This is a genomic window from Pseudoalteromonas sp. APAL1 (genome assembly GCF_021532475.1).
Taxonomy (GTDB): Bacteria; Pseudomonadota; Gammaproteobacteria; order Enterobacterales; family Alteromonadaceae; genus Pseudoalteromonas; species Pseudoalteromonas lipolytica_C.
In genome coordinates this window covers 65,235-92,074 of record NZ_JAKGAW010000008.1, presented here as the reverse complement: position 1 = coordinate 92,074, position 26,840 = coordinate 65,235, and the positions used below count along the sequence as shown (strand labels likewise).

Annotated in this window: 26 protein-coding genes; 17 read left to right on the top strand and 9 right to left on the bottom strand. The window is 41.8% G+C overall.

The genetic code is table 11. The annotated features are described in order from the left end of the window. Positions 1-52: 52 nt before the first annotated feature. Together L1264_RS05930 and L1264_RS05925 are read right to left on the bottom strand one after the other, a co-directional pair. Complete coding sequence (locus L1264_RS05930; RefSeq protein ID WP_235403784.1) at positions 53-1,915, bottom strand: M28 family metallopeptidase; 1,863 nt, start codon at positions 1,913-1,915, stop codon at positions 53-55. Between the two features lie 68 nt (positions 1,916-1,983). Further along, positions 1,984-4,179 (bottom strand): M4 family metallopeptidase, encoded by a 2,196-nt coding sequence (locus L1264_RS05925; RefSeq protein ID WP_235403783.1) that lies wholly within the window; start codon positions 4,177-4,179, stop codon positions 1,984-1,986. Between the two features lie 387 nt (positions 4,180-4,566). Between L1264_RS05925 and L1264_RS05920 the strand changes: the two genes are divergently transcribed. Together L1264_RS05920 and L1264_RS05915 are read left to right on the top strand one after the other, a co-directional pair. Further along, positions 4,567-5,646 carry a mechanosensitive ion channel family protein gene (locus L1264_RS05920; RefSeq protein WP_135926412.1) on the top strand — a complete coding sequence of 360 codons (1,080 nt, stop codon included), beginning with the start codon at positions 4,567-4,569 and terminating at the stop codon, positions 5,644-5,646. 221 nt (positions 5,647-5,867) lie between these two features. After that, positions 5,868-7,151, top strand: coding sequence for a cation:proton antiporter (locus L1264_RS05915; protein ID WP_199527743.1), 1,284 nt, complete (start codon positions 5,868-5,870; stop codon positions 7,149-7,151). 25 nt (positions 7,152-7,176) lie between these two features. On the opposite strand, the gene L1264_RS05910 is transcribed toward L1264_RS05915, so the two are convergent. Both L1264_RS05910 and L1264_RS05905 read right to left on the bottom strand, forming a co-directional pair. Next, entirely contained in the window at positions 7,177-8,145 is a 969-nt protein-coding gene (locus L1264_RS05910; RefSeq protein ID WP_138557692.1) for a sensor domain-containing diguanylate cyclase, read from the bottom strand. 83 nt (positions 8,146-8,228) lie between these two features. Then, positions 8,229-8,462, bottom strand: coding sequence for a hypothetical protein (locus L1264_RS05905; protein WP_063529102.1), 234 nt, complete (start codon positions 8,460-8,462; stop codon positions 8,229-8,231). Positions 8,463-8,806: 344 nt separating this feature from the next. On the opposite strand from L1264_RS05905, the gene hisG reads away from it, so the two are divergent. The 9 genes from hisG to L1264_RS05860 all read left to right on the top strand — a co-directional run bounded on the left by hisG (position 8,807) and on the right by L1264_RS05860 (position 17,009). Continuing rightward, positions 8,807-9,706 (top strand): ATP phosphoribosyltransferase, encoded by a 900-nt coding sequence (gene hisG, locus L1264_RS05900; RefSeq protein WP_135926409.1) that lies wholly within the window; start codon positions 8,807-8,809, stop codon positions 9,704-9,706. A gap of 6 nt (positions 9,707-9,712) precedes the next feature. Further along, entirely contained in the window at positions 9,713-11,014 is a 1,302-nt protein-coding gene (gene hisD / locus L1264_RS05895; protein WP_135926408.1) for a histidinol dehydrogenase, read from the top strand. After that, positions 11,004-12,101: a histidinol-phosphate transaminase gene (hisC, locus tag L1264_RS05890; RefSeq protein ID WP_235403782.1), complete on the top strand. Its 1,098-nt coding sequence runs from the start codon at positions 11,004-11,006 to the stop codon at positions 12,099-12,101. The genes hisD and hisC overlap by 11 nt, the downstream gene beginning before the upstream one ends. Continuing rightward, entirely contained in the window at positions 12,098-13,159 is a 1,062-nt protein-coding gene (gene hisB / locus L1264_RS05885; protein WP_235403781.1) for a bifunctional histidinol-phosphatase/imidazoleglycerol-phosphate dehydratase HisB, read from the top strand. Before hisC ends, hisB begins: the two co-directional genes overlap by 4 nt. Next, positions 13,156-13,746 carry an imidazole glycerol phosphate synthase subunit HisH gene (gene hisH, locus L1264_RS05880; protein WP_135926405.1) on the top strand — a complete coding sequence of 197 codons (591 nt, stop codon included), beginning with the start codon at positions 13,156-13,158 and terminating at the stop codon, positions 13,744-13,746. The genes hisB and hisH overlap by 4 nt, the downstream gene beginning before the upstream one ends. A 27-nt stretch (positions 13,747-13,773) precedes the next feature. Beyond that, entirely contained in the window at positions 13,774-14,508 is a 735-nt protein-coding gene (locus L1264_RS05875) for a 1-(5-phosphoribosyl)-5-[(5-phosphoribosylamino)methylideneamino] imidazole-4-carboxamide isomerase (protein WP_235403780.1), read from the top strand. After that, positions 14,490-15,269, top strand: coding sequence for an imidazole glycerol phosphate synthase subunit HisF (gene hisF / locus L1264_RS05870; protein WP_054563887.1), 780 nt, complete (start codon positions 14,490-14,492; stop codon positions 15,267-15,269). The genes L1264_RS05875 and hisF overlap by 19 nt, the downstream gene beginning before the upstream one ends. Further along, positions 15,260-15,874 (top strand): bifunctional phosphoribosyl-AMP cyclohydrolase/phosphoribosyl-ATP diphosphatase HisIE, encoded by a 615-nt coding sequence (gene hisIE, locus L1264_RS05865; RefSeq protein ID WP_062565657.1) that lies wholly within the window; start codon positions 15,260-15,262, stop codon positions 15,872-15,874. The genes hisF and hisIE overlap by 10 nt, the downstream gene beginning before the upstream one ends. A gap of 172 nt (positions 15,875-16,046) precedes the next feature. After that, the gene (locus tag L1264_RS05860) at positions 16,047-17,009 is read left to right on the top strand and encodes an alpha/beta hydrolase (protein WP_235403778.1); all 963 of its coding nucleotides are present in this window, start codon (positions 16,047-16,049) and stop codon (positions 17,007-17,009) included. A 107-nt stretch (positions 17,010-17,116) separates the two neighbouring features. Here the strand turns inward: L1264_RS05860 and L1264_RS05855 are convergent, their stop codons facing one another. Further along, positions 17,117-18,031 (bottom strand): AraC family transcriptional regulator, encoded by a 915-nt coding sequence (locus tag L1264_RS05855; protein WP_235403776.1) that lies wholly within the window; start codon positions 18,029-18,031, stop codon positions 17,117-17,119. A gap of 175 nt (positions 18,032-18,206) precedes the next feature. On the opposite strand from L1264_RS05855, the gene L1264_RS05850 reads away from it, so the two are divergent. Both L1264_RS05850 and L1264_RS05845 read left to right on the top strand, forming a co-directional pair. Beyond that, positions 18,207-18,698, top strand: a complete 492-nt coding sequence (locus tag L1264_RS05850) for a (R)-mandelonitrile lyase (protein WP_235403774.1) — start codon at positions 18,207-18,209, stop codon at positions 18,696-18,698. 14 nt (positions 18,699-18,712) lie between these two features. Next, positions 18,713-19,060, top strand: a complete 348-nt coding sequence (locus tag L1264_RS05845; RefSeq protein WP_062565934.1) for a cyclophilin-like fold protein — start codon at positions 18,713-18,715, stop codon at positions 19,058-19,060. A 69-nt stretch (positions 19,061-19,129) separates the two neighbouring features. Here L1264_RS05845 and L1264_RS05840 read toward each other — a convergent pair whose 3' ends face one another. The 3 genes from L1264_RS05840 to L1264_RS05830 form a co-directional block, all read right to left on the bottom strand. Then, positions 19,130-20,509: a serine hydrolase domain-containing protein gene (locus L1264_RS05840; RefSeq protein WP_235403773.1), complete on the bottom strand. Its 1,380-nt coding sequence runs from the start codon at positions 20,507-20,509 to the stop codon at positions 19,130-19,132. A gap of 165 nt (positions 20,510-20,674) precedes the next feature. Next, positions 20,675-21,856, bottom strand: coding sequence for an NAD(P)-dependent alcohol dehydrogenase (locus L1264_RS05835; protein WP_235403772.1), 1,182 nt, complete (start codon positions 21,854-21,856; stop codon positions 20,675-20,677). A gap of 11 nt (positions 21,857-21,867) precedes the next feature. Next, positions 21,868-22,290 carry a (R)-mandelonitrile lyase gene (locus L1264_RS05830; RefSeq protein ID WP_055021700.1) on the bottom strand — a complete coding sequence of 141 codons (423 nt, stop codon included), beginning with the start codon at positions 22,288-22,290 and terminating at the stop codon, positions 21,868-21,870. Between the two features lie 187 nt (positions 22,291-22,477). Between L1264_RS05830 and L1264_RS05825 the strand changes: the two genes are divergently transcribed. The 4 genes from L1264_RS05825 to L1264_RS05810 all read left to right on the top strand — a co-directional run bounded on the left by L1264_RS05825 (position 22,478) and on the right by L1264_RS05810 (position 24,967). Continuing rightward, on the top strand, positions 22,478-23,215 hold the full coding sequence (locus tag L1264_RS05825; RefSeq protein WP_235403771.1) for a hypothetical protein: 738 nt from the start codon (positions 22,478-22,480) through the stop codon (positions 23,213-23,215). Positions 23,216-23,367: 152 nt separating this feature from the next. Then, entirely contained in the window at positions 23,368-23,880 is a 513-nt protein-coding gene (locus L1264_RS05820) for a hypothetical protein (RefSeq protein WP_138557700.1), read from the top strand. A 41-nt stretch (positions 23,881-23,921) separates the two neighbouring features. Next, positions 23,922-24,107 carry a DUF1289 domain-containing protein gene (locus tag L1264_RS05815; RefSeq protein ID WP_235403770.1) on the top strand — a complete coding sequence of 62 codons (186 nt, stop codon included), beginning with the start codon at positions 23,922-23,924 and terminating at the stop codon, positions 24,105-24,107. A gap of 65 nt (positions 24,108-24,172) precedes the next feature. Next, on the top strand, positions 24,173-24,967 hold the full coding sequence (locus L1264_RS05810; RefSeq protein WP_235383598.1) for a glycosyltransferase family 25 protein: 795 nt from the start codon (positions 24,173-24,175) through the stop codon (positions 24,965-24,967). On the opposite strand, the gene L1264_RS05805 is transcribed toward L1264_RS05810, so the two are convergent. Beyond that, positions 24,968-26,749 (bottom strand): M61 family metallopeptidase, encoded by a 1,782-nt coding sequence (locus tag L1264_RS05805; protein ID WP_235403769.1) that lies wholly within the window; start codon positions 26,747-26,749, stop codon positions 24,968-24,970. Positions 26,750-26,840 lie beyond the last annotated feature (91 nt).

Below are 26,840 nucleotides of genomic sequence, written 5' to 3'. Positions count from 1 at the left end.
CTAAATGAGGAAGCAAGGCTTCCTCATGGTTAAAAGTATGATTGCATTTAAATCATTGTCCTTGAATCGTTAATGTCACGCCTGATGCAGCTCGGTAACCCTGTAAATCTATGTACCAAGTTCCACTTTGTGGGTTATCAAATTGACAACTTTCTTCGTTACCATTTTTGTAAGGCCGACATAGATAATTTGAACTTGTTGACGCTGAGCCATAGTTAACATACAAATCTGAATCGCCACTACCGCCAGTAATCGTCACCGTTAAATTACTAAGGCCTGCCGGTATTTGTTGAGTAAAGCGCTGCCAACTACCGGTAGCGACACTCACGTTTGTCTCAGTTCGATCAACGTTGTCGCCGCCACCTGAGGTGCTATAACTTCCCGTGAGTGACACATTCGAAATCTCATTCCACGCTTCAACCATTACATGATACGTGCCAGTTTGAACTGACGACATCACACAGCTTTCATTACTTGTAGAGGTTGTGCTTTTACAATCAAAGTCCTGTAAGGTCGGCTTACTGCCAAATTTAACGTATAAATCGGCATCACCAGAGCCCCCCTCAGTTACAAACTCAAGGTTACTGCTCATTGCAGGTACTTCAAGCGTAAAGAATAGCTGCTCTTTTGCTGCGCCCGCCAAACCCGTTTTAGCTACGCCATTTTCAAGCTGATTAGTCGGCTCAGTTACCACATCACCAGCGTTCTTTGCCATTTCAGCAACATAGCTCACAGCTAGTTTTGCAAACTTACTCGCGTGAGCCGCATCAAATTGGGCATCATTTGATGTGTGGATCAAAGGGTTAATGTCACTCATTGTTGATTCAAATGGCATTGAGGCGGCAAACCCTTGTTGATACCAAGAGGCATGATCTGAGCAGCCATAACCACATTGATCAAAGCCATAGCTCACTGTGGGCTGATAAGCATCAAGCAACTGCGATAAATACTGATTTTGCGATGAGTTTGTGTAATCCGTCATCATCACAATATCTGTGCTGCTGCCGTTATTACCAGTCATATCAAACTGCACCATGCCTACAACATTCTTACCCAGTGTTTTATAACTTTGAGCAATATCTTTTGAGCCTCTAAGGCCTACTTCTTCAGCGGCAAAACCCATAATTTGTATGGTCCGCTGAGGTTGGTAGTTATTTTCCACTATTGCTTTTAGGGTTTGTGTGAGCACTGCAATACCCGAGGCATTATCATCTGCACCAGGAGCTCGACCATTACTTGGATTAGACTGATTGATTGAGTCTAAATGACCACCAATAATGACGATTTCATCTGCTTTTTCTGCACCAGGAATGGTCACAATAACTGATGATTGAGAAAAGCTATGGTTAAAATACTCAACAGTTATATCACTGCGGCTACTGGCTATTTGTTGCCAATGGCCCTTTAACCAATCTGCTGTATCAACACCACTTTGCACTGCATAATATCGGTTATGAAAGTTCATCATGCTATTAACCGTATCACTCAGTTCACTACTATCAATCGATGATAGTAGCGCATTAACTGTCGCGGCATTATCAATACTGTAATTAACAAGGCTCGCATTCATTGTACCTTGCGAAACCGCATTTAATTGCTGAGTATAAAGCTCGGCATCTGCTAATGATTCATGGGCGACAAAACCACCGCAGCGATGATAGTTATCGTGCATAAACTCACTTAAACCAGCAATATCCTGCTTGTTAACGCGCATAAAATTAACTTGATTCAAAGCCGATTTTTGCATCGCAAAATTACTGCTTTGTTTACGTTTACTCACTGTATCTTGTTGAAAATGTTGTGCAGCAAGGGCATCAATGGTGACCCAAATTGTTTCGTCTTGCGCTGCATAACTTACTTGGCTCAGTGATAGCGTGGCAAAACCCACGAGGCACTGCGTTAGACGGGTTGTCATAATCAATCCTTTTATGATCTGTATTTTAATAAAATAAAAAAGGGAGCCGAAGCTCCCTAAAAGGGTGGCTAGTTAGCCGAAATGGTGAGAGTTACACCACTTGCAGCGCGATAGCCGCGAAGGTCGATATACCAAGTACCCGCTTGTGGGTTTGTAAATGTACAGGTTTCGCTATTGCCGTTTTTATAAGGACGGCAGTCATAGCTAGATGTTGTCGATTGCGAACCAAAGTTCACATACAAGTCAGCATCACCAGAGCCTCCAGAAATAGTCACATCCAGTGACGAGTAACCCGCATCGAGGTCTTGCGTGAAACGAGTCCAGCTATTTGTACCAACACTTAAGTTAGACTCAGTGCGGTTAATTGGTGTTACACCACCACCGCTGCCCGAATCAAAGCTACCTGTAAGTGATACACCTGAAATTTGATTCCACGCTTCTACCATTACATAGTAAGTACCCGCTTGCACATTACTAATAGCGCAGCTTTCTGTGCTAGTAGATGAAGTGCTTTTACAATCAAAGTTGCTCAGTGTTGGTTTTGCGCCATACATAACGTAAAGATCTGCATCACCACTTCCACCAGTTGTATTGAATTGTAAATTCGTTGCACCTGCTGGCACTTCAAGAGTAAAGAACATTTGATCTTTCGCTGCACCACTGATCCCTGTGCGCGCAACGCCATTAGTTAGTTCTTCATCACCGCTTGGAGGTGGCTCAGTCGTGCCACAGCTACTACCCGCACTTAAGCTTGAAGTCACACCCACCGCCGCAAGTGCCGCTTGAACATCGGCTGGGTCATAGCTTAAATCACACGCCGCATCCATCACGCCATTACCTGCTAAATCCCAGTTTGTGCTGGCTGTCCAGTAAAGTTGGTTAGCACGCGCCATCACAACAAATGCCTTTTGCGTATCCCAACCTGGTGTGGTTGCAAGGTTATAAAATGCCTTGTTGAATACACCTGAGCTGTAGTGCACATCCATACCAGAGTAGTAATTGTTTTGATGGTCAATCGAGCTGCCATCTTGGGTTGGGTTATTCATGTAACGTAGTGCACCGTTACCTTTAAAGATTTCCTGACCCACTAACCAATCGTTTGAGCCTTTCATATAAAACTCAGCCGCTTCACCTGCCATATCAGAGAACGCTTCGTTCAAACCACCAGATTTACCTGAATAAACGAGGCCTGAGTTTTGTTCGGTAAAACCATGGCTTACTTCATGCGCCGAGACATCAAGACTAACCAGTGGGTAGAAGGTATTTTGACCATCACCAAAGGTCATGGCACTGCCATCCCAAAACGCATTTTCGTAATTACTGCCGTAATGAACGCGCATTTGCAATTGGAAAGTTAATGGCGCAGTGCCGACCCAATCGTTATACATATTAAAAATAACGTTACCGAAATAATGCGCATCATTTAAAGGTGAGTACGCACCGTTAATTTCTTTAAAGGTATTTTCAGGGCATGTAAACGAATATGCTGTAGAACCACTCGTACTTCCATTTAAGTTAATGGTTTTTACGTTAGCGTTATTCATCGTACAAGTGTTGCCAGACTGGGTTACATCTAGGCTATCAAAGTCAGTACCGTAAATGTATTTACCGGTTTTTAAGTTACCACCTGGGCCTGTTGCACTAGCATGTTGTAAGTTATCGAAGCTGAATAAGACTTCACCGCTGTTGGCATCAATAATTTGATACGGACGAGATGGGTTATCACCATAAGTCACATAAGATACTTCATACACTAGGTGTGCAACACTATCTTCATCTAGCCAAATAGCTAAACGTGATTGTTCATTATGCTTTTTTAACCCAACTGATTTAATTGCAGCAGGTGAGTTAGCAAGACCTTTCGCCATTGCTTTTTTCTTGTTAAGAGCCGGAGAGACAGAATCGATGTCGGCGGCAATATCATATACCGCAGCACCATGTGCACGTTTTAATTGGCCATTACCATCAAATGTAAGGCTAACCGTATCGCCAATGACAGGTAGACCTTGATACATCTGTTGATAACGGCGAGTGGTGTTGCCGTTACTGGTTTTGATTTCTTTTAATACAACTAAATCATTCCCTGCACCTAAACCAACTAACTGATTAGGATTTGCACTCAATACCGATGACGCATTGGTTTGCAAAGCTTGGTTAATCCCTGTTTGTTCGTTTAGGTATTTCTTGTTCGCAGCTACTGCACTTGTTGCTTGAGTCAAAGCAAAAGCAGCAAGAGTTGCTAATGTGATTTTAGATAAATTCACGTTTACGCTCCGTTAGATTGTTATGTATTTAATATTTTCTTAGTAACCGGACTGCACTGTTCCCGATTAGTGACCAGCCTAGATTGAATGGAGCGAAATTGAAAATGAAACAAAAAATTTACAAGTAAAGTATTAGCTCTAATTTAAAACACTATAATTAACAGCAAGATAAGCATTTTCAGGTTTATTAAATGTTAACAGGTACAACTTAAATGTAAATTTATTGATACAAAAAGATAACATTTAATAAACATTTGTACCTTTTATTTGTATTTATTTTGCTCACCTTACCATTTGTGATTCATCGCTAAAAATTCAGCTATTAACCAAAAAGCCTAGGTACATAACTTGCAGCTATCGCAAGTATCTAGGGTTTAAGGACTAAGTATGATTACTGAACTAATACAAAATGAATGGCTAAATGAGCCTTGGCTGGTCGTCATTGGCGGCACTGTACTAGCCGCCATAACCCTGTTTTTATTAAAGTTTGTAATTATCTATTGCCTAAAAAAATGGACCCAACGAACTGATTTTGTGTTCGATACCTTGCTGGTTAACTCACTCTCTACACCATTGACCTTGTGCACAATGATGGTGCTTGTGATCATTTTTGGTCAGTTATTAAACATCACCGGCTTTATGGCCGAACACCCCTTACCCATTGCAGCCACCGCTAAAGCCATTTGTATTTTTGCCTTAGTGTTATTTTTAGACCATTTCTTATTTGGCACCGTTGATTATTACAGTGCCCGCTCAGTGGTTGTTTCGAATAGTCATAGCATCATTAAAGGCTTGATCCGCTGCGCAATAGTCTGTATTGGCTTATTGGTGTTATTGGGCACGTTGGGGATTTCAATCACTCCGATTATTGCCTCTTTGGGCATTACCTCACTTGCTGTTGCTTTGGCTTTGCAACCGACACTTGAAAACTTCTTTTCAGGCGTTCAGTTGGTGATTGATAAACCTATTCGGGTTGGCGATTTTATAGAACTTGAAAGTGGCGACCAAGGTTTTGTTGAAAAAATTGGTTGGCGCTCTACATGGGTAAAAATGTTGCCGAATAACATGATAGTTATCCCAAATAGTCAGCTGTCTAAATCACGCATCATTAATTACTTTTATCCCGAAAAAGAACTCAGCGTCCCCGTTGAGGTGGGTGTTCATTATGGCTCAGATCTTGAAAAAGTTGAGCAAGTGACTTTGGATGTTGCCAGACAGATTTTAAAAAGTCATCAATGGGGTGTCGATGACTACGATACTTTTGTGGTGTTTCACACCTTTGATCAATCAAGTATTAACTTTACGGTGATGCTAAGAGCAAAAGAGTACTTCAACCGATTTTGGGTTAAATCAGCGTTTATAAAAGCACTCCATAAACGTTACGCCGAAGAAGGCATTGTGATTCCTTATCCAATCAGGGCTATAAATACCAGTCAAGAATCTGCCCAGTTCAACAAATTGACCTAACTAAACTTATCAATGCTACATGTTTTGCAGGGCTTTTTATGTCTCTTTTTAGACATTTTTAACAGCAATTATACATATGCAATCAGCATCAAGTATTTTTACTCTAAAAAGTCATAAAAATCGCATAAACACTGTGACATACCTATATTAGAGGCGTACTATATGCGGCCAGAAAGTGACAGCTTTCTGCGTCTTGTTATAAAAATATTTAAGGTCAAACAATGAATGCTTGGTACCTCATTTGTTTTCTTTCAGCATTAGCTATTTTTATTGCTTTTGCTAATCAATATATCCTCAAAATGCAAACCACGATTGCTATAACAACTGGCTCTGTTGTTATTTCTTTGCTACTTATTCTTGCCGTTAAAATGCTTGGTGATACAACGGCCCTCGAAATAACTCAGATTGTTTCTAGTATCAACTTTAATCAGTTGCTATTAAAAGGCATGCTTGGGTTTTTGCTATTCGCAGGGGCATTGGAAATCAACTTGGCAGCCCTTCGTAAACAACGATGGGAGATAACTGCATTAGTGCTATTTTCAACCATAACCTCCACGGTCATAGTCGGTTATTTAAGTTATTACTTATTTGCCTTTGTTGGCTGGCCAGTGCCGTTTATTTATTGCTTGCTATTTGGAGCATTAATAAGCCCAACCGATCCGATTGCCGTGTTAGCCATTATTAAACAAATGCGAGCCCCAGAAGGAATTTCTGTGCAAGTTGAAGGTGAGTCTTTGTTTAATGATGGTATTGGCTTAGTCATATTCACCACCATATTTTCAGTGGCCTTTTATGGCACCGAAGCAACTTTTGCTGATGTTGCTGAGCTGTTCTTAGTGGATGCCATTGGCGGTATTGTGTTTGGTTTAGTCATTGCATTGGTTGGGCACTTTTTGATCATCAATAGCCGCGATGTGAATATTCGGTTACTTCTAACTTTGACCATCCCAACCGCTGGTTTTGCTGCGGCAAATATATGGGAAATATCGGGCGCACTTGCCATGGTTACCAGTGGTATTTTGCTTGGCAATATTACCCGCTCAAAGGCAACAGAGCGCACAGGGCCTGAAGATACCCGTTATGTAAAAGACTTTTGGCATGCCACCGATAGTTTTTTAAACGCCTTGCTGTTTTTGATCATCGGTATGCTCATCGTGACTATGCCTATTACCTTTGAAGAAATCGGTTTAGGTCTACTCATGGTACCTGTGGTGTTATTAGCGCGTTTTATAAGTGTAGGTGCGCCATTTGTATTCTTTAAAAAGTATCGTCAATACGATAAACACTCGGTAAAAATCTTAACTTGGGGCGGCCTGCGTGGTGGATTAGCACTAGCAATGGCAGCTGCCATCCCACGCGATCAAGTGATGATTGCAGGGTCTGACTTGCATGACCTAATAGTAATAGTGACTTATGTAGTTGTGATTTTTTCGATTATTGTACAAGGCTTAACAATCTCACCATTGATCCAAAGCAGTATTCAATCTGCTAAAACGCAACAGTGAGTATGCCATTAGTCATTAAAAAGGCTCATAATTGAGCCTTTTTTTGTACCTTTGCGTTATACATTCTGCTATCAGCAACAGCTAATAGCTTTGCAAGTGAACAGGGTTGCTGGCCCGAAAAATCAGCAATTCCATAAGAAAAACTCAATATGCTTTGACCTGTAAAGCTCGAAGGTAAATTACAAAATGACTGAAGTAGACGTTGCATGATTGTTTCGCATTCTGAGGTATTTAAATCAGTGAAAAGAATCACGAACTCATCCCCACTCAAACGTGCATATAAGTCTGCTTTTCGGCAGTATTCTTTTAGTAATGATGCAAATTCTTTCAGAACTCTATCACCAGCAGAATGCCCAAAGTTATCATTAATGTATTTGAAGTTATCTAAATCTATAAATACCAATTTGGCATTTAATTGCTGCCTAATACACAAATCTAAATAATGCTCAGCAGTGCTTGTAAAACCTCGACGATTAGGGAGCAAGGTCAATTCGTCCATTGTAGCAAGTTGCAATATTGCAAATTCACGCTCAATAATTGCAGCAAAATCTTTCAGCGCTTGAAGATTTTTATTACTCAATGTGCGTGGTTTATAGTCAATAATACACAGTGTTCCAATACAATTACCTGATTTAAGGATGATTGGGCATCCCGCATAAAAGCGAATATGTGGCTCTCCAACTACTAGCGGATTATCTGCAAACCTTTTGTCTTTCAACGCATCATTAATCACAAAAGGTTCGTCTTGTAGGATTGCATGGCCACAAAAAGAGATATCTCGGGCAGTTTCAGTGACATTTAAACCAACACAAGACTTAAACCACTGACGTTGCTCATCAACTAAACTTATGATGCAAATTGGCACTGAAAAGAATTGCTGAGCAAGGCGTGTGATTCTGTCGAAAACAGGTTCTCTTTGCGTATCTAATATTTCAAGCGAACGCAATTCGTCAAGGCGAGCTTGCTCATTCAATGGCACTGCAGGTTTATCCATTAATCTGCCCTGTAAAATATAAATGAACTTACTTAAACGTTAGCAGAAATTGCGCAACTGTTGCAGAAAAATTTGGCTTTCGTTTAAGCCCAGGTATCTAGGTGCTTATTACCCTCTTCATCTTCTTCAATAGCATTTTTACTGTTTTTATCGCCATTTTCAGCAGCTTTTTTACGTCGTTCAATTTCACGTTTTTGCCGTTTTTCGAGCTCAATTCGCTGCACGTTCGCGTCTTTTACGCCCGCAATGTGAAACGCGCCTTTACTCTCCAACTGTAAGCGCGTTATGCGACCTAAAAAGGGGATCATGATATCCATTTGTACCTCCTATCACTCCATTTATTATCGGCAGTTATAGCTTATACTTTAATTTAGAAAAAAAATGCTTGCCAAAGATTAGCAAAGCATGTTTATCTATATACGTAAATTATTTAAACAGATATACGCACTGGTTTACATAAACGAGTGCAATACAGGAAAAATTATGCGTTTCAATCTGACAACTATCCATCATCACCATCATTCACCGGAATAGCCTGTCAGGTTTTTCGCTGAGAGGTTATTCCTAAAAGGAACCTCTGGCGAGCAATCAACCAAATTATTTATTTTCGCCCTGAGGTTCCCTTGGGGTTTTTAGTTTTTGAATTAAAGGAAAATAAATAATGAGCAATACCAATCGTTTACGAATCGCCATCCAAAAAGGTGGCCGCTTATCAAAAGACTGCCAAGAATTACTTAAGCAATTAGGCGTTAAATTAAACCTTCGTGAACAACGTTTAATCGCACACTCTACCAACATGCCAATTGATGTACTTCGTGTACGCGATGACGATATTCCGGGCCTTGTAATGGACGGTGTGTGTGACCTAGGTATCGTTGGCGAAAACGTACTTGTTGAAGTACAAGCCGAACGCGAACGCCAAGGCGCAGCATTCGAAGTAAATAAACTTTCTAAACTTGATTTCGGTTACTGCCGCCTAGCACTTGCATGGCCACAAGAACTTGGTCCGCAAGATAAAAGCTGGTTTGAAGGTAAACGCATTGCCACTACCTACCCAGAAATCTTGAGCCAGTACCTAAAACGCGAAGGCATTAACGCAAGCACGGTAATGTTAACGGGTTCTGTTGAAGTAGCCCCGCGTGCAGGTTTAGCTGATGCAATCTGTGATTTAGTATCTACTGGTGCAACATTAGAAGCAAACGGCCTAATGCAAGGCGAGACCATCTTAGAATCAAACGCATGTTTAATTCAAAACAAAGACCTTAAAGACCAAAGTAAACTTGATTTAATCAATACGCTAATGCCGCGTCTACGTGGTGTTCGTCAAGCTAAAGAAAGTAAATACATTATGTTACACGCACCAAAAGCAAAGCTTGATGAAGTGTGCGATTTACTACCAGGTACTGGCCAGCCAACATTGTTAGCACTTGCTGGTAGCGACGATTACGTAGCACTGCACATGGTTAGCAGCGAAACTCTATTTTGGGAAACAATGGAACAGTTAAAAGCACTGGGTGCTAACTCAATCCTTGTTATGCCAATTGAAAAAATGATGGAGTAATAATCCATGTTTCGCTGGAATGAGGAAAATCAACAAGCACAGCAGGCGGTACTCACCCGCCCTGCTGTTACTGCAAGTAAAGAGGTCGAAGCAATTTGCATCGACATCTTAAATGCAGTTAAAACCGAAGGTGACGCTGCGTTGTTAAAGATGGCTAAAGAGTTTGATAAGCGCGAGACACCACGTTTATTAGTGCCAGTTGAAGAAATTAATCAAGCTGAGCAGTTATTATCAAACGAGTTAAAAGCCGCCATCGAAACGGCCTACGCCAATGTAAAACGTTTTCACCAAGCACAATTACCTAAAGACATTAAGTTAACAACGCAACCTGGTGTGTTATGTGAACTTAAATATCAAGCCATTGAAGCGGTAGGTATTTACGTGCCAGGTGGCAGTGCGCCATTGCCATCATCAGTGATCATGCAAGGAGTGCTTGCACAATTAAGCGGTGCACAAACTGTTGTGCTTACTACACCTGTAAAAGCCGATGAAACCATCAACCCTGCCATTTTATATGCTGCAAAACTATGTGGTATTAAAACCATTGTAGAAAGTGGTGGCGCCGGAGCGATTGCAGCAATGGCATACGGCACAGAGTCAGTGCCTAAAGTGAACAAGATTTTTGGCCCGGGAAATAGCTTTGTCACCATGGCAAAACAACTTGTTGCGCAAACCATTCCGGGCATGGCGATTGATATGCCAGCGGGCCCTTCTGAAGTGTTAGTGATTGCAGATGAGCGTGCAAACCCAGAGTTTATTGCGGCAGATTTATTATCGCAAGCAGAGCACGGTGCCGATTCGCAGGTTATTTTACTGTGTAACAGCGAACGTATTATTGAAAAAACACAGCAAGCTTTAACTGAGCAGCTAGCAAAATTAAGTCGTAAAGACACTGCCGAGCAAGCGCTTGCAAACTCAAGCTTGATATTAGTCGACTCGGTTGAGCAAGCCTTTGCGGTGTCTGCCCAATATGGTCCTGAGCACCTTATTTTACAACTTGCTGATGCGCAGCCTTATTTAAACTTAGTGAAAAATGCTGGCTCAGTATTTGTAGGCGATTACACCCCAGAGTCTGCCGGTGACTATGCGTCTGGCACGAATCACGTACTACCAACGTATGGTTACAGTGCGACCTATTCGAGCTTAAACTTACTGGACTTCTTTAGAACTTACACAGTGCAAACCATCAGCAAAAATGGTTTACGTGAATTATCTAAAGCAATTTTACCTTTGGCCGCAGCAGAAGGGCTTGATGCTCACGCTAATGCTGTTTCAATTCGTCTTGAGGCTATGAACAATGAGCGATAATTCAAAAATAACAACGCTGTTGCCAGATAACATTGCAGCGCTTACAGCCTATAGTTCAGCGAAAAGTGAAAAACTAACAGGTACAACGTGGTTAAATGCCAACGAAAGCCCGTATTCACGTACGCCAAATATCAATTTAGCTGATTTAAACCGCTACCCAGATCCGCAGCCTCAGCAAGTGATCAATCGTTACGCTTGCTATGCTAATTTAGAGCCAGAGCAAGTACTGATGACTCGCGGTGCTGATGAGGGTATTGAACTATTAGTACGTACTTTTTGTAGCCCAGCTAAAGATAGCATTGCACTCTTTTTGCCAACTTACGGCATGTACAAAGTAACAGCTGATACCCACAACATTGCGATTAACGGTTTAACTCAAGAGCTGTTATTAAAAGGCACAGCTGATGAGATTGTCACTGCAGTTGCTGATTCAAAGTTGGTGTTTATTTGTAATCCAAATAACCCAACCGGCAGCATGACAAGCCTAGACAAAATCAGAAAAATCACCCAACAACTTGCGGGTAAAGCGATTGTAGTGGTTGATGAAGCTTATATAGAATTTTGCCCTGAACAAACAGCAGCAAGCCTGATCAACGAGTTTAGTAACCTTGTGGTACTAAGAACCTTATCAAAAGCATTTGCACTTGCGGGTTTAAGAACTGGATTTACCTTAGCCAACAGCGAGCTACTTGCGCCTATTCGTAAAGTGATTGCGCCTTATCCTGTATCAACGGTGGTTGCTAGCATTGCAGCAGATGCATTAAGTAGTGACAACATCGCTTCAATGCGCCGTCAGGTGACTATTCTAAATAGCTTAAAAGGCAAACTGAAAAGCTGGCTTGAGCAATCACCTGCTGTTATCAAAGTACTGAGCGGTGAAGGTAACTTTGTCACCTTAAAATTAAAAGACAAACAATCATTTAATATCGCACTTGAGCAAGGACTCGTGATGCGTGCCTTCACCTTGTATGGCGAAAATGATTGGTTACGAATTTCTATCGGTAACGAGCAAGAACTAGAACAAGTAAAAATTTGGTTAGATGGCTTATCACTGACCAGCAATACAGTAGAACAGGAATTATCATGAGCAACCCGTATTTATTTATTGACCGCGATGGCACGATTATCGAAGAGCCTATCACCGACAAACAGGTTGATAGCCTCGAAAAATTAGTGTTTTTGCCAAATGTGATCCCTGCTCTGTTACAACTTCAAGCGGCAGGTTACCGCCTTGTAATGGTTTCAAACCAAGATGGTTTAGGCACTGATAGCTTCCCGACAGCTGATTTTGATATTGCTCAAGACAAGATGATGAATATCTTAAACAGCCAAGGAATTAAATTTGATGAAGTTCTGATTTGCCCTCACTTTGATGAGCAAAATTGTGACTGCCGTAAACCAAAAACCGGCTTACTTACAGAGCTGATGCGTTCAGGTAAAGTCGATTTAGCACGCTCATTTGTGATTGGTGACCGCCAAACTGATATTGGACTTGCCAATAACTTATGTTGTGAAGGCATTTTGTATGACGGCAGCTGGGATGCCATTGTCACTAAGCTGACAACAGCAAACCGTGAAGGCCGTGTCACTCGCAACACCAAAGAAACGCAAATCGATGTGCAAATTAATTTAGACCAAACAAAAAATGGCGAAATTAGCACTGGTCTTGGCTTTTTCGATCACATGCTTGACCAAATTCGCACTCACGCCAATATCGGACTTAATATTCAAGCCACTGGCGACTTACACATTGACGAGCATCACCTTGTTGAAGATATCGGTATTGCGCTTGGCCTAGCCCTTAAACAAGCGCTAGGTACAAAAACACAAATTGGTCGCTATGGTTTTGCACTCCCTATGGATGAATGTAAAGCAGAAGCGCAAATTGACTTATCGGGCCGCGCCTCGTTTGTATTAAATGCTGATTTTAGCCGTGAAAAAGTGGGCGACCTAGACGTGCAAATGGTTGAGCACTTCTTTAAAAGCTTAAGTGATAATGCCGCCATGAGCCTTATTTTGTCGGTTAGCGATGGTAATTGTCATCACCAAGTTGAAGGTCTATTTAAAGCGTTTGCAAGAGCACTTCGCGCTGCGATTGCAAAAGATGCTTCACAACAAACAGCAAGCTCTAAGGGGTGTTTATGATTGCCATAATTAATACAGGTTGTGCCAACATTAACTCTGTTCGTTTTGCCTTTGAACGCTTGGGCGAAAAACCAGAGGTGATCACCTCACCTGAACAACTAAAAGGCTTTGAACGTGCTATTTTACCAGGTGTAGGCCATGCTTCCGTTGCAATGAAACGCTTAAAAGATGGTGGTTGGCAACAAGCAATTGATGAATATCAACGCCCGCTGATGGGAATTTGTTTAGGCATGCAATTACTTTGTGATAGTACAGAAGAAGGCAATGTCGATTGCCTTGGCAAAATTCCGGGTGTTGTTAAGCATTTAGATGTGGGTACATTAACTTCTCCACACATGGGTTGGAACGACCTAAGCGTACTAAAAGAGCATGCCCTTACCAAAGGGTTATCGGCGCAGGATCAAGTGTACTTTGTGCATAGCTTTGCTCACACAGTGAACGATGCCACCCTAGTAAGCGGTGAATACGGGCAAGCTTTTTCGGCAATTGTTGCCAAAGATAACTACGCAGGCATGCAGTTCCACCCAGAGCGAAGCGCCAAAGTAGGCACACGACTTTTACAAAACTTTTTAGATTGGCAGCTGTAAGCGCAGCAAAAAATAAGAGAAATAAACGTGATTATTCCAGCACTCGATGTATTACAAAACCAAATTGTGCGCTTATACCAAGGTAAGTATGATACAGCACAATTTTACCCTTACGAACTTGGCGCACGCTTACAAGAGTACGCAAGCAGCGGCGCAGGCAAACTGCACCTAGTTGATTTAGAAGGCGCGCGCGATCCAAATAAAAAACAATGGCAGCATATTCAAGCCGCAACCAAAGCGCTTAATGTACCTTATCAAGTGGGCGGCGGTATTCGCTCTGAGCAAGATGTTGCTGACTGGCTTGAAGCCGGTGCTAACCAAGTTGTAATAGGCTCAATGGCCGTTGAAAAGCGTGAGCAAGTGCAGGCGTGGATTGAAAAATTTGGCAGCGAACACTTTGTTATCGCACTAGATGTTAATAAAACTGACAACGGCTGGGCACCAGCAACACATGGTTGGTTAAGTGAATCTGAGTTTGGCTTGTTCGAACTTGTTGATTTTTACGTGGCACTGGGTGTGGTTGATTTTCTGTGTACTGACATCAGTAAAGACGGCACCATGACCGGCCCTTCGTTTGCACTTTATGAAGATTTAACTAACCACAACAGCGAGATTAAAGTTCAAGCATCAGGCGGTGTAAGCTCTCTTGATGATATCGCAAGGCTGAAAAAACTAGGCGTTGGCGGTGTTATCTTAGGTAAATCATTGCTCGATGGTGCCTTTAATGTTGAGGAGGCGTTAGCATGTTATCAAAACGCATAATCCCTTGTTTAGATGTAAAAGACGGCCAAGTCGTTAAAGGTGTTAAATTTAAAGGCCATGAAGTGGTTGGTGATATTTTAACGCTTGCCAAGGCATACAGCGATGCTGGTGCGGATGAGCTGGTGTTTTATGAAATCAGTGCCAGCGTCGAAAAACGCCTACTTGATGTCAATTGGGTAGAGAACATTGCGCGCCACATTGATATTCCATTTTGTGTGGCGGGCGGCATTAAATCTGTTGCCGATGCAGCACGTGTTTTAGAACGTGGCGCAGATAAAATCAGTATTAACAGCCCTGCAATTGCTCGCCCAGAGCTTATCAAAGAGCTACACGATGAGTTTGGTAAACAATGCGTAGTTGTGGGTATTGATAGCTTTTATGATGAAACCACTGGCGAATATTTAGTGTACCAGCTGACTGGCGATCCTAATGCATCAAGCCGTACTCGCTATAAAACCGAAGAATGGGTTAAGCGCGTGCAAGACCTAGGCGCTGGTGAAATTGTACTCAATTGCATGAACCAAGATGGCGTGCGTAAAGGCTACGACAATGTTCAGCTATCAAAAATGCGTGCACTGTGTGATATTCCACTAATTGCATCGGGCGGCGCAGGTACGATGCAAGACTTTGTTGATGTGTTTCAACAAAGCCAAGTTGATGGCGCGCTCGCTGCCAGCGTATTTCACAAGAACGTCATTGATATTGGCGAACTAAAACAATTTTTAACTGATAATAATGTAGCGGCAAGACTATGCAATTAACCAAAGACACTCTTTCTCAAGTCGATTTTGCCAAAAGCGAATTGATCCCAGCTATCGTGCAAGACGCACGCTCTGGGGTGATTTTAATGCAAGGCTTTATGAATCAAGACGCATTAGCTGCCACTTTCGACAAACAAAAAGTAACCTTTTACTCGCGCTCTAAAGAGCGTTTATGGACCAAAGGCGAAACATCAGAAAACTATCTTGAAGTAGTTTCTGTGCACACCGACTGTGATTACGACTCACTATTAGTACTGGCAAACCCACTTGGGCCAACATGCCACCTAGGTACACAAAGCTGCTTTGGCGATGATGCTAAACCTAGCTTGTCGTTTTTAGCTGAGCTTGAACAAGTGATTGTCTCGCGTAAAGACGATGATCCAAGCAAAAGCTACACTGCGTCTTTGTTTGCAAAAGACTTAAGCCGTAGTTGCCAAAAAGTGGGGGAAGAAGGCGTTGAAGTTGCCCTTGCAGCCATGAAACATGATAACGATGAATTAACCAATGAATCGGCAGACTTACTGTATCATTTAACTGTGTTATTGCAGCGCCAAGGCCTATCATTGGCTGATGTGGTGAACTGTTTACAAGGCCGCCATAAGTAAATGAATAAGCTGCAGCGCTTGCTGCAGCTTTTTATACATTCGACACTTTTAGGCAATAAATCGACTGTTCTAATATAACGCCAAACTGCATAAATATCCGACAATAACCTCATCAAAGCTGCATTGTGAAAACAAATTGCAGTCCCTGTTAATCACAAAATAGGAGAGTGTTATGACTACCTCAACGGATAATTTTTACCAAAGCGATGCTGTTAACTTTGAAAAAGTAATTTTCAAAAACCAATTACAGATGAATGTAGTCGGTAATCTTTTTACACCAAAAAATGCTGAGAAAGGCGCGAACCTTCCGGCACTTGTAATTGGTCATCCTATGGGTGCGGTAAAAGAGCAAAGTGCTACTTTATATGCAACTAAACTTGCAGAACTTGGCTTTGTTACTTTGGCAATTGATCTTAGCTTCTGGGGCGAAAGTGACGGCGAACCACGTAATACAGTGCTGCCTGATTTATACGCAGAGTCATTCAGTGCGGGTGTCGATTACCTTGCTAGCCGTTCATACGTCAACAAAGAAAGCATTGGTGGTTTAGGTGTATGTGGTAGTGGTGGTTTCATCATTAGTGCCGCTAAAATTGACCCACGTATCAAAGCTGTAGCAACAGTGAGTATGTATGACATGGGTGGTGCAACGCGCAATGGTTTAGGTAACTCTATCGACCTTGATATGCGTAAAGGTATGCTTGATGAAGCCGCTGAGCAACGTAATGTTGAGTACCTAGGTGGCGAAGTGCAGTACACCGGCGGCTGCCCGCATCACATTGATGAAAGCTCGCACCCAATTGCAAAAGAGTTTTATGACTTTTATCGCACTGAGCGTGGCGAATATACACCAGAGCGTTCATCAGCAGATTTAACAACACACCCAACATTAAGCAGCAATGTGCGTTTTATGAACTTTTATCCATTTAACGATATTGAAACTATTTCACCACGTCCATTACTGTTTGTTGCTGGTGAACAGGCTCACTCATTTGAGTTTAGCCAACAAGCCTATAATTTAGCTGCTGAGCCTAAGCAATTATTGGTTGTGCCAAATGCAGGTCATGTTGATTTATATGATGATGTGGGTTTAATTCCATTCACTAAAATTGCTGAATTTTTCACAGCAAGTCTTTAACTAAAACGTGTCATGGTAACGAATGGGACATAGGGATATGCCCATTCGTTTTTTATATCAATTCGCTTAATTAACTATTATTGCCCATTGGTATTATAAGTAGCAGGCTATTTAGCCGTTGCTAAAAACGCCTCAACATCTCGTTTTGGTGATAAACCAAAAAACCGAGAATACTCGCGAGAAAATTGTGAGGGGCTTTCGTAGCCAACCTTAAAAGCAGCACCTGACGCATCCATACTCTCGCCAACCATCAACCTTCTTGCTTCCATTAACCTTAAACGCTTTTGATATTGCAACGGACTCATTGAAGTTAGATCTCGAAAATGATGGTGAAAAGTCGATTTACTCATTTTCGCAAGACCCGCTAAGTCCTCTACACTCAAGGGTTGATCATAGTTTTCTTTTAACCATTTAACACTACGTGCAATTCTCAGCCCTTGACTACCTGTCGATACTATATGGCGAAGCTCCGCCCCATGCTCACTATTAAGTACACGCCAAAAAATTTCGCGCTTTATTAATGGTGCAAGCACAGGCATAGACTCAGGATCATCAACGAGCTCAACTAATCGCGTAAAAGCGTTAAGCAGAGGCTCTGTCATCTCACCTAAAGTCATACCCTTGTTCAGTGATTGCTTGTTTAATTTATCGAGCGGCACCTGCGAAATTAGTTCTCCTAACATCGCCAAATCAAGCTTTAACACTAAGCCTAAATAAGGTGCATCGTCTTTTGCTTCAAGGACTTGCATTTTTGCGGGCAAATCAATAGAGGTGATCAAATACTTGTGAGGGTCATACTTGAAGACATCTTCGCCCAAAGTCATGCTTTTTGCCCCTTGTAGCACCAGTGCAATACTTGGTTCAACCACACACATTGAACAAGAGGTGGCGGCCTGTGTTTGTCTATAAAAAAACAAATCCTCAATCACACTATCAGCGGTTTCTTGCTGACCTATATGCGGCGCAATTTTATCTGCTAAAGAGGCGCTCATTTTAGCAAGAGTTTCATAATCTGAGTGCATAACCAACCCAATCAAAATTAAGATACTTAACTATACACTCGATTTCATAAAGTTGGCTAGTTAAAAAATCTAACCCTCGGACTAATAGGCAATAACTTGCGTGCATTGTACTTTTTAAAGGCACAATTTTTAGCCAAAATGATTTCTCATCAGGTTACAAACACATGGAGAAAGTATGAAGTATATTATCGGTACCCTTATCTTAACGATGAGTGCATTTAGTCATGCAGAAAACGCCTCTTCACAACGTTTAGAATTACCGCAAATTACAGTGCAAAAAAATGGCACTCAGTACCCAATGACTGGGCTCGACAAGTATTTCACGGGCAAAGTACGCGTCGAGCCTAGTTTCCAAGCTCATGGCGAAGCGAAATCCGCTGGTGCCATGGTAACCTTTGAGCCAGGTGCTCGCACAAACTGGCACACTCACCCTGTTGGCCAAACCTTAATTGTTACATCAGGTATGGGTTGGGTTAATCAGTGGCACGGACAACCTCAGGTTATAAAACCAGGTGACGTTGTACATATTCCTGCTAATGTTAAACATTGGCACGGTGCTACAGATAAAACAGCCATGATGCACTTAGCTATTCAAGAGTCAAAAGACGGTAAGGTTGTTGATTGGTTAGAGCCAGTAACAGATAAGCAATATTTAAAAAAGCAGTAAAGATGGTAAGTGAAATGCAAATAAAGTTCACCAGTAACGGCAAAACTATGCAAGCGACTCTAGAAAGTAACAATGCCGCTAAGCATTTTTATCAACTTCTACCACTGACTCTAAAAGTAGAAGACTTTGCCAATGCTGAGAAAATTGCCACTTTACCAGAGAAATTAAATCTACAAGGCTTACCTGCTGGCACCGATGCTAACGCAGGAGACATCACTTATTACGCACCTTGGGGTAACCTTGCGCTCTTTTATAAGCAGCAAAGTTATGCAAATGGTCTGATAAAACTTGGCAAAATAACGGGCGATAGTCAGTTCTTTAAAAGTTTAGGCCAAGCGGATGTCACTATAGAGCCCTTGTAGTAGATACTAACTCTCCAGTTAGCAAAGCTGCTTCTGTACGCCACAAAGTAGCTTTTTTATTGCCTGACTTTATCTGCCCAGTGCTTTTAAAACATCACGGGTAAAGTCATGTTCACTAAAGCCTTTAAGTCCTGCAAGGTCGTACCCTCGCCTAACAATCACTAACTGCTCGCTTGGAATGATCACTAAAAATTGACCACGGTTGCCTCGCGCTGCAATGGTATCGTTTGGTAACTCAGGAAAACGTTCGTTATAAAGCCACCACTGTGCGCCGTATCCTGGTGCCGTTACAGGGGGTTGAGCAGGGGCTGGTTTACTAATATAACTTAACCAGTCTTTTGGTAATATTTGCTCACCTTGCCAGCGACCATTATTCAGGTGTAATAGCCCCAAGCGAGCAAGATCCCGTGAAGTAGTCCACACTTGCGATGACAAAATATAGTCACTTTGCCAATCTGACTCTAAAAACGTGTGCTGCATCCCGATTTTGTCGAGTAAATTGTCATATGGGTAACGCAAATAGCTCGCCTCATCGTTAAACGTTTCTCGTAAGGTGCGTAGCGCTAACATGGTGTCGTTATTAGCGTATTTCCAACGGCTACCAGGCTTAACTTCTAATGCGGTATGCGTTGCAGTATCAGACACTAAACCGCCTCCCATATACACACGGTCTGTCCGGTTACCCGCTTTATTACTATCTAAACCTGATGCCATGTGAAGTAAGTTTTCAAGGGTAATTTCGCCACGTGGGTCAAGCGGATGAGACCAGCTTTCAAGTCCCGCAGGCTTTGTAACATCAAGTCGCTTTTGCGCTACCGCCACTCCAATAATGCTCGCGCCAATACTTTTTGCAACAGACCAAGTACGCTGGGCGGTTTCAGGGGTAAAACCGGCTTTATATTGCTCTGCTAGAATCGCATCAGGGCTTGCTATTAAAATTGCTGAAGTTCGTGCGCCTTCACCATAATGACGAGTAAAAGCTTGTGCAATAACCTCATCAAGTGCCTTATTGCCCGTCGCTTTATTAACACCATTTAGCGTTTGCCAAGGCTTACCATCATCCTTTTGGTAGGCTAAGTTTTCTTTAAACGGTGCTTGCACGAGTGATGCAGCTTTCAGGCTTGCCCCTACGGGTAAATCAACACAGCCTAAACGAGGCCGCCACACCGATATGCGCTGCTTATCTTTATCGTAATCAACAATGACTCGTTTGTGCTCAGTTTCAATGTTCGCTTTTAGTGTTTTTACAGGGTCTGCTATTAAAGGGTAAATACCGGTAAGTTCATCTATATTGATTTGATCTTTGCTTTTGCCAGCGTTAAACGTGGCACTACAGGTAAAATTGGCGACGTACCCAGCGGCATAAGCGTTCAAGGTTGTATCTGTTTCTTCGCTACAAACAAAAAAGCTAGTGCACAACAACGTACTCAGGAAGGTTATTTTTTTCATTATTACTCCATGGAGGCCAAAGAGTTTAAGTTAGCAAAAGAAAAAAATAATGATATGTTTTTACGGCAGTATTCGCTCTTTAAGCGATAAATCACCGAATAAAAAAGGAACAACAAAAAACGCCATACTGGGTATGGCGTTTGGCTTACTCAATCTAAAAATTATTTAAAATGTCGAGGCATCAATTACATAACGATAGCGCGCTTTTTTCTCCACCACGCTTTGCCATGCATTATTGATTTCAGAGGCTTTGATTAACTGGGTTGCTGGCAGAATATTATTCTTCGCACAGTAATCAACAACTTCTTGCGTTTCTTGCATATCACCAATTAACGAAGCATTAAAGTTTACGCGGCTTGCAGCCAATGCTAATGCATTCATATTTAATGAAAACTCTTCTGGCATACCCACTTGGGTATACGTGCCGAATGGTTTTACTAATGATGCATATTTAGCAATATCATATTTCACTGGCAAGGTATTAATTAAATAATCAAGCTGCGACTTATGCTCGTTGTAAGCGTCTTCACCGTCAACAACAACCACTTTAGCGCCAAAGGCTTTAATATCGGCTACTTTATCTTTAGAGCTAGTGAACGCATAGACATCAGCACCTTGCGACACAGCCAATTTAACAGCTAAGTGCCCAAGCCCACCAATACCAACAACACCTACTTTATCGCCTTTTTTCAAGTTAAATTTAAGCAACGGAGAATACGTTGTAATGCCGGCACATAATAAAGGAGCAGCATGCTCTAAACTCATGTTTTCAGGAATATGCACTGCAAAATGATCGCGAACAACAATGTTATTCGAGTAACCACCTTGTGTGATACCAGTCGGTGAGCGTTCATCAGGGTAGCCATAAGTGAATTTTGTTTCTGGGCAATATTGCTCGCCTTGATCTTTACAGCTATTACAGTCAAGACAGCTATCAACCATACAGCCTACACCAGCACGGTCGCCCACTTTAAACTTAGTCACATTCTTACCGACCGCAGTTACGATACCTGCAATTTCATGACCTGGTACTTGAGGGTATTGCTGTGCGCCCCAATGCCCTTTCATCTGATGAATATCTGAGTGGCAAATACTGGCGAATTTAATTTCGATTAAAATATCGTTATCGCCTACTGGGCGTCTTTCGAATTCCCATGGTTTTAGTAAGCCTGAATTATCAAAAGCCGCACAGCCACGAGATTTTATATTGCCATTTGCAAGCTGCTCAGATGATGCTGCAAATGAAGGCGCCGCAAAGCCACCTAATAACAGGCCTGCACCTAAAGCTGAACTCGTTTTAATAAAATTACGACGTGATAAGTCTTGCGTTTCATGTTTGTCACACATCTTAATGTACCTTATGCTAAATAATCTTCATCTGAAACAGCTTCGAACCAGTCAACAGGTTTACCATCGAGTGCTTCTTGAACTGCTACATGTTTCATTGCACTATCAGCAGTCGCACCATGCCAGTGCCTCTTTCCGCAGTTACACCAAATTAAATCACCTGGATTGATGACTGTTTTCTCACCACCCTCACACTGTGTCCAACCTTGACCTTCTGTAACTAATAATACTTGGCCGAGTGGATGAGAATGCCAATTTGTGCGAGCTCCTTTTGAAAACTCCACCACAGCAACACCAACGCGAGCAGGTGCTGGTGCATTAAATAAAGTACTAATTTGCACTTTACCTGTGAAACATTCTGCTGGCCCTGCAATTGGATCTTGAGAACCTGACTTAATTACTTGCATATCGTTTGTTTGCGCTGAATCACTCATATGTTTCTCCTTGGCTTGCTTAGGTTATGGTCTACTATTTCAGTCTAAAGCATCGCGAAAAACCATAAATGCCTGAAGCTCGCGCTTTCTTGCCTATTTGTGTAAAAAAGTTTTTAAAGCCTTTAAACCTTTTTTATCAGCAGCTGCGACTAAGCTAATAACACCACAGATATGAAAGGGAACAACCATGTTAAGTACAGTAAAAACACTCTCGCTAATTGCCGCAGGTTTATTATCAGCACAAACTTTTGCTTGGGGTGAAATGCCACTGCAAGCAACTAAAAACCTAACGCTAGATGCAGCATCATTAAGTGCTTTAAAAGTAGAAGCGGGCTCAGGTTTTTTACACATTACCGGTAGTGACAGTGATCAAGTGAGCGTTAAAGCCGAGATTTATCAAGAGCAGCCACATGATGAATATTGCTTAACGCTTGAAGCTAAAGGTAAGAGTGCAGCGCTAAGTGCAGGTCAATGTGAATATCATACCAATAAGCAAACTCGCATTGATTTAACCGTTGCGATCCCTCGCTCATTTAATGTCGATGTGCACGATGGCTCAGGTGAAATTATCATTAGTAAAGTCGCGAATACCGTTATAAACGATGGTTCTGGTTCAATTACCGCAAATGACATTGAAGGCACATTAGAAATCAATGATGGTTCAGGCAGCATAGATGTTCGTAATGTTAGCCGTGATATTAAAATTCATGATGGCTCTGGCAATATTGATGTTGCAAACGCACAGGGCAATATTGAAGTACACGATGGCTCTGGTGGTATCGACTTAAATGATATTTCGGGTGATGTTGTCGTTTCAGATGGTTCGGGAAGCATTCGCGTTGATACTGCGGCAAACTTTGAGTTACTAAGTGATGGTTCTGGCTCAGTAAAAGTAACCAACATTGCTGGTAAAACTAAGATGTAAGCTTACGCTTTTATTAATATACGCAACTAAAATGCCTTCCTTTGCGAGGGCATTTTAAATTGTAATCACCAATCTTTATTAGCATTTTTACAAGGGCTTAGGTATCCTTTAGGAAACGTTTAAGGAACTGCTATTTAAAAGGATAGCTTGATATGAAAAAGCCACTCGCCGCCTTACTAACTGGCCTTGTATTAACAGGTTGTACAGGACTGACAACTGAACAACAAGCAGCCATTGATAACTTAACACCTTGCGAGAAAATCAATGCCCTATTAGGTGCTTACGACAACCGCTTTGAAGGCTTAAAACGTAGCCGTGTAAATACTAAGTACATGGAAACATGGACAGCAAAATACAACCTAATTGCCGATAACTGTCAAATCACGGCGCTTGATAAAGACAATGTTACCTACCGCTGTGTAGGCAACTATGAGCAACAGCAGCAAGCTGTCGCCGATCACACCCGTGCGGTTAATTTTACCCAAGCTTGTTTAGCAGGAAATAATTGGCATCAAACACAAAAAGAGTCAGCTGAATCGTTACGCACAACCTTTGTACTTGACGAAAATACCCCTGTTATCTCAATTCATTCGGGTAAAACTCTATCGCGTAAACAGCCTTGGTCTACTACCCTTGAAATTGGTAAGCCTGTTGAAGGTAAGTAATACATTTAGGAAGGCTAATAGACATTAGCCTTCGTATCTCTATGGCACATTCAAAAAAACTAACCAGCGAATTTAAAACAGATTGCATCGGTCAATGTCATCGCCTCAATGGCTATTGCACTGGCTGTGGTCGCAGTAATGATGAAATTTTTGATTGGATCATTTTATCCGAACAAGAAAAGCAAGCGATTTTAAATACTCCTCGCCCTGACATAAAAGCGAAATAGTTCTGACACCCAAGCGTCATTAAAGCTTGTTAGCCTGATTCAAACTGACCCATCAGGTAACAATAATGACCGCTATTTTTGTAATTAACTTAGCAAGCTCTACTGAACGATTACACCGTGTGAGCAATGAACTCAACGCGCAAGGTTTAGCATTTGAACGCATTGATGCAATTGATGGTAGAGAGCTGTCTGATACAGCGATTGCTGAGCATTATAATGCTGATTTAAATCTAAAAAAATACCATAAACCATTGAGTAAAGGTGAAATTGGCTGTTATCTGAGTCACAGAAAAGCATGGCAAACCATGGTCGATAGGCAATTAGATTACGCCATTATTTTAGAAGATGACTTTGTTCTCGACCGCTCAATTCACAGTGCAATTGAAAACATTAATACATTAAAACAGCCTTGGCAGCTAATAAAATTGGCGGCTTATAAAGACCGAAATCGGGAAATTGCCTTTACAAAACCCCTCGCTGATGAGCAGCATTTAGTCATTCATAAAAAGCTTATGTCTGGCTGCTGTGCAACGGCTGTTAGTTTAGCTGGTGCAAAAGCGCTATTAAAAGCCACTGCTACATTTGGCCGTCCTGTCGATTGCGATTTACAGCATGTGTGGGAAACCGGCGTATATGGATACTCTTTACTGCCCTACCCGGTATCACAACCCGATAATTCACAAAGCGATATTCGTGATAGATCAGACAAAGTTAAAAAGTCGTTTTGGCGACGTAAAAAGCAGCAACTTAATAGTGCACTGCTAAATGCAAAATACACTAAGCAGTTTATCAAGGCGCAACAAACGCCGAATAAAAAGAAAGGAGCCGCAGCTCCTCTCTTACCAATTAAAGATCATTAACTATTTTGCTAGGTTTGGGTGGTCAACGCCCATCCACGCTTTAAACAGTGCCATTTGAGCTGGTGTTGCATCTTTTAATGCTTTTACCTTTTTCTCTTTATCAAAATCTTCGCTCAGTGTTAGCGTTGTGCTTTGCAGTGCATCACGTCTAATAAAATCAACAGTCACTGTGTCGCCTGCTTTAAACGTTTCAAGGCTGGCTGTTAAGTCTTTACCAACATGCTTTTTGTTAAACGCAACGATTTTATCATCTGTAGTTAAGCCTGCTTGCCATGCAGCGCCACCACGACGAACATGAGTTAGGGTTAGTAACTCACCGCTATCTTTTGCCATCGAATCAATACTAGGTACTGATTTAGCGCCTTCAGGACGAATTAAACCTAAGCCCACTTTTTCAAGTAGCGAATCAAAGTCGATAGCTGCTGGCTCATCCACATTCGCTTGCCACCAAGCACTGTAATCACGACCTGTAAGTTCTTTTAAAATCGCTTTAACATCATCAGGCGTAAAACCATCAGGTAAACGATGCTTGTTGTACAGTTCACGGTGAACATCGCGGTAACTGATTTTGCCATCGCTTTTTTCTAGCAAATCAATATCAAGCGCCATTGAGATCAATGAACCTTCTAAATAGATATTGGTGCTATAGTTGCGAGCGTGGTCACCGCCTTGGTTGATCCACTTATCAAAACTGGTTTCGGTTGCGCTTTGTACTTCGCGACCCGGTGTTTGTAAGTGACGATTAATCGTTTTCGTTAACGTACCGAAAAACTCATCGGTTGTTTCAATTCCAGAGCGAACCATTAAGTGATCTTCAAAGTAGCTGGTTGAGCCCTCTGCAATCCATAATGTTTTAGCGTAGTTAATATTGGTGTAATCGTATGGAGCAATACCTTTTGGACGGTATGCTTTAACGTTCCAAGTATGAATAAATTCGTGAGCTGCGGTGCTGATAAACGCAAGGTAGTCTTTACGAGAACCAAAACGGTCACGTGGGCGCTGGATAATCGTAGAGTTTAAATGCTCTGTTGCGCCACCGGCACCAGACGTAGCATGGACCATAAATACATAGCGCTCATATGGGTAACCGTCCCAAATTACATTGCCAGTTGTCACTAGCTTTTTAAGGTCAGTTAGCATTTGATCTACGTCGTAGTTGCCATCGCCCCAAATAACTAATTCGTATTCACGGCCATCAACGGTGAACTTGTGTAGCTCATTGATACCACTTTCGATTGGTGAATCAACTAAAATGTCGTAATCAGCGGCTTTAAAGCTGTGTTTAGAGCCCGCATTTTCCATACCCGATACTGAACGCCATTGTTTTGGTACGTTTAATTTTACGGTTACCGGGTCTTGACGGAATGATTCACTAAACATGAAAAAGCCAGATGCATCAATAAATGCATGGCTGTCATCAATATGACGAGCGCGTTTACCTAGCTCGTTAGCGTAAACTTGGTAATCTACATTGACTTGAGTTGGCTCGTTTAGGTGAACACGCCACGTGCTGTGATCAATTTTTTCCCACTTTAATGGCTTGCCGTCATCATCTTTTGCTTCGAAAAAACGTACGCCATTAGCAAGATTCAAAATTTCATAACGACCAGTACGCCAAGCGGGAAGTTTAACATCTAAATGTGCTTGTGCAGTTTCAGGAAACTCAACACTCACATTACCTAAATGATGCTCTGGCTCAGTAATCGACAGTGAATAGTTTACATCTGCAAACACACTGCTTGAGCACGCTGCCAAAATTGACAGTGCCAAAAACTTTTTCATAACAACTCTTTTTATTACTTTTAAAATTGCGGACAAGCCTAACAATTGCGAGAAAAAATGTGAATTAAAAACCGATAAACAGCCATTGCAA

Excerpts from the sequence above, each read along its gene's own strand:
- hisIE (WP_062565657.1), top strand. The coding sequence starts at position 15,260 with ATGCAATTAACCAAAGACACTCTTTCTCAAGTCGATTTTGCCAAAAGC.
- L1264_RS05810 (WP_235383598.1), top strand. The coding sequence starts at position 24,173 with ATGACCGCTATTTTTGTAATTAACTTAGCAAGCTCTACTGAACGATTA.
- L1264_RS05850 (WP_235403774.1), top strand. The coding sequence starts at position 18,207 with ATGAAGTATATTATCGGTACCCTTATCTTAACGATGAGTGCATTTAGT.
- L1264_RS05860 (WP_235403778.1), top strand. The coding sequence starts at position 16,047 with ATGACTACCTCAACGGATAATTTTTACCAAAGCGATGCTGTTAACTTT.
- L1264_RS05825 (WP_235403771.1), top strand. The coding sequence starts at position 22,478 with ATGTTAAGTACAGTAAAAACACTCTCGCTAATTGCCGCAGGTTTATTA.
- hisG (WP_135926409.1), top strand. The coding sequence starts at position 8,807 with ATGAGCAATACCAATCGTTTACGAATCGCCATCCAAAAAGGTGGCCGC.
- L1264_RS05905 (WP_063529102.1), bottom strand. The coding sequence starts at position 8,462 with ATGGATATCATGATCCCCTTTTTAGGTCGCATAACGCGCTTACAGTTG.
- L1264_RS05915 (WP_199527743.1), top strand. The coding sequence starts at position 5,868 with ATGAATGCTTGGTACCTCATTTGTTTTCTTTCAGCATTAGCTATTTTT.
- L1264_RS05920 (WP_135926412.1), top strand. The coding sequence starts at position 4,567 with ATGATTACTGAACTAATACAAAATGAATGGCTAAATGAGCCTTGGCTG.
- L1264_RS05820 (WP_138557700.1), top strand. The coding sequence starts at position 23,368 with ATGAAAAAGCCACTCGCCGCCTTACTAACTGGCCTTGTATTAACAGGT.
- L1264_RS05930 (WP_235403784.1), bottom strand. The coding sequence starts at position 1,915 with ATGACAACCCGTCTAACGCAGTGCCTCGTGGGTTTTGCCACGCTATCA.
- hisF (WP_054563887.1), top strand. The coding sequence starts at position 14,490 with ATGTTATCAAAACGCATAATCCCTTGTTTAGATGTAAAAGACGGCCAA.
- L1264_RS05815 (WP_235403770.1), top strand. The coding sequence starts at position 23,922 with ATGGCACATTCAAAAAAACTAACCAGCGAATTTAAAACAGATTGCATC.
- L1264_RS05805 (WP_235403769.1), bottom strand. The coding sequence starts at position 26,749 with ATGAAAAAGTTTTTGGCACTGTCAATTTTGGCAGCGTGCTCAAGCAGT.
- L1264_RS05840 (WP_235403773.1), bottom strand. The coding sequence starts at position 20,509 with ATGAAAAAAATAACCTTCCTGAGTACGTTGTTGTGCACTAGCTTTTTT.
- hisH (WP_135926405.1), top strand. The coding sequence starts at position 13,156 with ATGATTGCCATAATTAATACAGGTTGTGCCAACATTAACTCTGTTCGT.
- L1264_RS05910 (WP_138557692.1), bottom strand. The coding sequence starts at position 8,145 with ATGGATAAACCTGCAGTGCCATTGAATGAGCAAGCTCGCCTTGACGAA.
- hisD (WP_135926408.1), top strand. The coding sequence starts at position 9,713 with ATGTTTCGCTGGAATGAGGAAAATCAACAAGCACAGCAGGCGGTACTC.
- L1264_RS05830 (WP_055021700.1), bottom strand. The coding sequence starts at position 22,290 with ATGAGTGATTCAGCGCAAACAAACGATATGCAAGTAATTAAGTCAGGT.
- hisB (WP_235403781.1), top strand. The coding sequence starts at position 12,098 with ATGAGCAACCCGTATTTATTTATTGACCGCGATGGCACGATTATCGAA.
- L1264_RS05855 (WP_235403776.1), bottom strand. The coding sequence starts at position 18,031 with ATGCACTCAGATTATGAAACTCTTGCTAAAATGAGCGCCTCTTTAGCA.
- L1264_RS05835 (WP_235403772.1), bottom strand. The coding sequence starts at position 21,856 with ATGTGTGACAAACATGAAACGCAAGACTTATCACGTCGTAATTTTATT.
- hisC (WP_235403782.1), top strand. The coding sequence starts at position 11,004 with ATGAGCGATAATTCAAAAATAACAACGCTGTTGCCAGATAACATTGCA.
- L1264_RS05845 (WP_062565934.1), top strand. The coding sequence starts at position 18,713 with ATGCAAATAAAGTTCACCAGTAACGGCAAAACTATGCAAGCGACTCTA.